Annotated in this window: 5 protein-coding genes; 3 read left to right on the forward strand and 2 right to left on the reverse strand. The window is 38.9% G+C overall.

What is annotated here, in order from left to right:
* Positions 1-89 precede the first annotated feature (89 nt).
* The 3 genes from CHH91_RS09710 to CHH91_RS09720 all read left to right on the forward strand — a co-directional run bounded on the left by CHH91_RS09710 (position 90) and on the right by CHH91_RS09720 (position 2,100).
* On the forward strand, positions 90-956 hold the full coding sequence (locus tag CHH91_RS09710; RefSeq protein ID WP_095223251.1) for a LysR family transcriptional regulator: 867 nt from the start codon (positions 90-92) through the stop codon (positions 954-956).
* A gap of 105 nt (positions 957-1,061) precedes the next feature.
* The gene (locus CHH91_RS09715) at positions 1,062-1,310 is read left to right on the forward strand and encodes an HPr family phosphocarrier protein (protein WP_286160741.1); all 249 of its coding nucleotides are present in this window, start codon (positions 1,062-1,064) and stop codon (positions 1,308-1,310) included.
* Between the two features lie 19 nt (positions 1,311-1,329).
* A complete protein-coding gene (locus CHH91_RS09720; RefSeq protein WP_095223252.1) occupies positions 1,330-2,100 on the forward strand; it encodes a class I SAM-dependent methyltransferase in 771 nt (256 codons plus the stop codon).
* A gap of 82 nt (positions 2,101-2,182) precedes the next feature.
* On the opposite strand, the gene CHH91_RS09725 is transcribed toward CHH91_RS09720, so the two are convergent.
* Positions 2,183-3,478, reverse strand: a complete 1,296-nt coding sequence (locus CHH91_RS09725) for a four-carbon acid sugar kinase family protein (RefSeq protein ID WP_095223253.1) — start codon at positions 3,476-3,478, stop codon at positions 2,183-2,185.
* 119 nt (positions 3,479-3,597) lie between these two features.
* Positions 3,598-4,254 (reverse strand): class II aldolase/adducin family protein, encoded by a 657-nt coding sequence (locus CHH91_RS09730; protein WP_095223254.1) that lies wholly within the window; start codon positions 4,252-4,254, stop codon positions 3,598-3,600.
* Between the last annotated feature and the right edge of the window lie 154 nt (positions 4,255-4,408).

The following is a 4,408-nucleotide window of genomic DNA, read 5'->3' on the forward strand; positions in this document are numbered from 1 at the left end:
CTAAGCGTAATATAAGATTAGAAATAAATATAATACTTAATTTCTATTAGTTATCATAATGAAATTAAATAACTGGGAGGGGTTTAAGTGTGGATAAAAGAGAGTGCATTATTTTGATCACAGTATTTGAGGAAAAGAATATAACCAAAGCTGCAGATCGGTTATTTGTGTCACAGCCGACGCTTACATACAAGCTTCAGCAAATAGAAAAACAGTATAATATTAAAATACTTCATCGTGGACGCCATGGCGTCCAGTTTACCCAGCAAGGGGAATATATTGTAGAGTTCGCAAGGTCTACACTGGAACGACTGCAGATGTTGGAAGAAACGCTTTGGAATATGGATGAAGAACTGTACGGCACCATTAAGTTAAGTGTGGCAAGGGCTTATGCTTTATACCGGTTACCGGATGTTTTAAAAGGCTTTTCGGACAAGTATTCCAGAGTAAACTTCAATGTGAGGACAGGATTGAACTTAAACTTGATTCAGCATGTATTCAAGGGAGAATCGCATATTGGTATTGTCAGAGGAGAACATCACTGGAGTTACGAACAAAGGACAATTAGCGAAGAGAAAATGTGTATCCTCTCCAAGGAGAAAGTCGAATTAAGTAATCTGCCTAATTTGAAGCGAATAACTTATAACACGGACCCAGCATTGAATATGGTCATTGACAACTGGTGGAAGCAAAATTTCTCTTCACCGCCTAAAATTGGTTTCCATTTTGATAATATGGAGACAGCCAAACGAATGGCCATGAAGGGTTTAGGCTATGCGATCGTACCTAGTATTATCATAAAAGATGAGGAGAACTATATAAGTTTAACTGATAAGAATGAAGAGCCTCTGCTGTGGAAAACGTGGTTTTTGTATAAGAAAGAATCCCTGGAATTAGCGATGGTGAGGGAATTCATTCAATATCTTGATGATCAGTATGTAACAGGATACAAGTGAAATAAAGAAAATCTATGGTAGTTAAATTGTTATTTCTATTTTTCCTCAGCGCTATATAAAGGTATATTAATTAATAAGATAGCGTTTACAAAGAGGAGGGATACTTTGAGTCCTAAAAAGAGCTTAATTCACGCAGTGGTAGATATCAATCACGAAGCATCTAAATACGAGTCGAGTATTGTACTGATCACTGGCAGCCGAGTGATTGATGTTAAGAGCATGCTTGGTTTGTCTAACAGCATTTTAAACTCGGAAGAATATAAATTAGAGATTTATGGTTCGGACGAAGAGGCTGCCAAGCAAGCTATGCGAAAGTTATTTGCTGAGAACGGTTTGGTGGTTACAATCAATTAAAGTAAGGGGGGGAGTGGCTATGTCAGAAGAAAAGAAACTGGTCATGGAGCAATTCTCTAAGAACGCAAAAGAATATGTTCAAAGTGTATCCCACGCGAAAGGTAAAGACTTAGAGATAATCCTAGACATGCTCCAGCCAAGCAAGAGCTGGGAAGCTCTTGACATTGCAACAGGTGGTGGCCATCTGACCAAATTGTTATCTCCATATGTGAGACAAATTTATACGACAGATTTGACTCCGATGATGTTGAGGGAAGCTAGGACATTCTTGGATACGGAGTATCGAAATATTGCCTACGTAGTTGCGGATGCAGAAAATCTACCTTTTATGGATGGACAGTTTGACTTGGTAGGATGTCGGATCGCAGCTCACCATTTCCCTGATAAATCCTTATTCCTTAAAGAAGTCTCAAGGGTACTAAAACCTGGAGGCGTTTTTCTCCTGGTTGATAATATAGTACCTGATGATAAAGGGATAGCCACCTACATCAATACCATTGAAAAGATGCGTGATAAAAGCCATGTATCTTGTTTGTCAGCAGGTGAGTGGGAGGAATATGCTGCTGAGGCTGGGATGAACATCTCGCAAGAAGTTACAAGAAAGAAGGTCTTCGATTTTCCTGTGTGGGTGTCAAGAACGACAGAATCGCAGCAGCAAGTAAACGAAGTTATACAATATATAAAGACCGGAACAAAGGAGCAGCGGGAATATATTGCGGTTAGGGAAAAAGATGAAGAGATAAAATCTATCGAGATTGATGAATGGATTACCGTTTTTACAAAACAATAATTGAATTGCCAGGGTCATAGAAATTTTTATATTTAAAAAAGCTCCTTAGCGGTATTACTAACCGTAGGGAGCTTTTTTAGTATTAGATATTTTCAATACTTTTAAGATGTTCGATTGCTTTGACAAGAAAGTCTTTCTTACCGAAGCTTCCTGATTTTAATACAATCAGCATTTCCCTTCCTATAGATAATCCTGAAGGAACTCCTGTGTCTATTTCTTCTAAAATGTAATTCCCCTTAATACCAAGTTTTCGAGTCACAGTTCCGGAGGTATCTCCGCCAGCAACTACTAGTCTTTTTAAATCAGTATGGTCACAAATTTCTTTTGCAATATCTGCTAAAGCAGCAGATATGCGCTTGCTTATCTCGAGCGGATGCAAACCAGCTTTGTGTCCAAGTTCTTTTGTTTCTTTCACAACTTCAGGCGTATTATCAGCTAAAACCAAGACATTGTTACCGTTGGTAATATAAGCAGACACCTCTGAAACTATCCTTTTAATTTCTTTAGAGGCATTTTCATCAGCAGTTAGAATTTCGCGAGAATCCAGGGTGAAAGTAGGTGCACCTTGTTTTTCCAGATAAGCAGTTTGCTCTTTTGTTTGAGGGGTTAAACTTCCTGAGATTACTAACACGCCTTGGTTTGGGTCTGCTGAAAATTGTTTGCTGTTCAGTTCTATAGGTTCTTCTCCGTAAAAGGGAGGTAGTTCCAAACCGATAGCAGAGCTTCCGCATATTACCTTGAAATTAGAAATCGCCTCTGCAACAATGCGTAGATCCTCTTGGGTTTTACTATCCACGATGCAATAACTAAAACCCTCTTTTCTTTTCTCTAAGATTTTCCCCTGTAGAACTGCAGCACCCTGTCGAACAAATTCTAAATCAACAAACGTAACTTTTCGTTCAGTTTGTTCACTAAGAACGCGGACTAAATTCGAATCCGTAGTAGGGTGGACAGGATCATGTAAAAAACCGGATTCTTCAAGAAGCTTTCCGTCTACGGTATGGATACCGTGTTCTGTTTGCCGGCCATTTTCGGGGAACGCTAAAGAAACAACAGCAAATTCTTCTCCTAAAGCATCCAGCATGGCATCGAATTCTGTTCCAATATTACCTCTGAAGACAGAGCACGTTTTATTATGAAAGGTGCTGCAACCAGCCGCCATCAGCTGTTTTGTTGCTATATACACTTTATTATAACTATCTTCCAAACTGTCTAATCGGCTATCTGTATCAACGATAACGACATTCGTGTCTACCTGTAACTCGGCATCTTGATCAAAGGTTTCGATTTTTGCTGTGTAACCACCTCGATTGAACATTACGCCTATATCGTTTGCTCCGGTAGTATCATCCGCAACAACTCCAATTGTTTTTCTCATTTTTCTATTCCTTCCTTATGTCTTATTTCTACTTTGATAGAAGGGCTCCAAGTAACATCCTGAAGAAGCTCATCATCAGCAAGTTGATGAGCTTCCAGTTTAGGATAGATGATCAACCATTACTTGTTTACATGTTCGATTCTTTGACGTGGTTTATACTTTGATTCCTCCAGAAATTCCATCACGACCTTCTGTGGCAGGCCATTGAGTTCGATACCTGCTGATTTTGCTTTAATCAGCATTTCACACGCCAGCTCTAACGTCTCCAATCGCATCTTTGCTTCTGCAAAGGAAGTATCAAAAACTACTACTCCATGATTCTTCATTATGATGATATTTGCTTCTTTGGATTTTTCAGTAATAGCATCTGCTAATTGCTGCGTGCCAGGGTGATGGTAGTCTACATATGCAATTCTCTCTAAGTAATACATTGTTTCAATAAAGAGATTGGAAGGAATACGCTCTTCTGAACATGAAAACAAGGTCGTATATAAGGGAGAACTATGAAGGACAACATTGATGTCCGGTCTGTTCTGATAAATTCCTAGATGGAAAGGCGTTTCTTTTGATGCACGTTTAGTACCAATCACTTTTCCTGATTCTACATTAATTTCTACAAAATCATGCTCAGTCAAATCTTCCATGATAGTTCCTGAAGCAGTGATTTGCATGTATCCTTCATCTAGGCGTGCACTAAGATTTCCGGATGTGCCCCATGCAAGTTTATTATTTTTAAGGTATTTACCTGTTTCAATCATTTGACTTTTAATATCCATTTGAGACTCCCTTATTATTGATTAATTCGGGAAACGATTGCTTCAGCAAATTCAGAAGTGGAGGCATTGCCGCCTAGATCGCCAGTTTTAATGCCAGCTTCCACTGTAGCAAATATCTCTTTTTCCATTGTTTTTGCGACTGCATCAAGCTTCT

The organism is Virgibacillus sp. 7505 (assembly GCF_002272135.1).
Classification (GTDB): Bacteria; Bacillota; Bacilli; order Bacillales; family Amphibacillaceae; genus Terribacillus.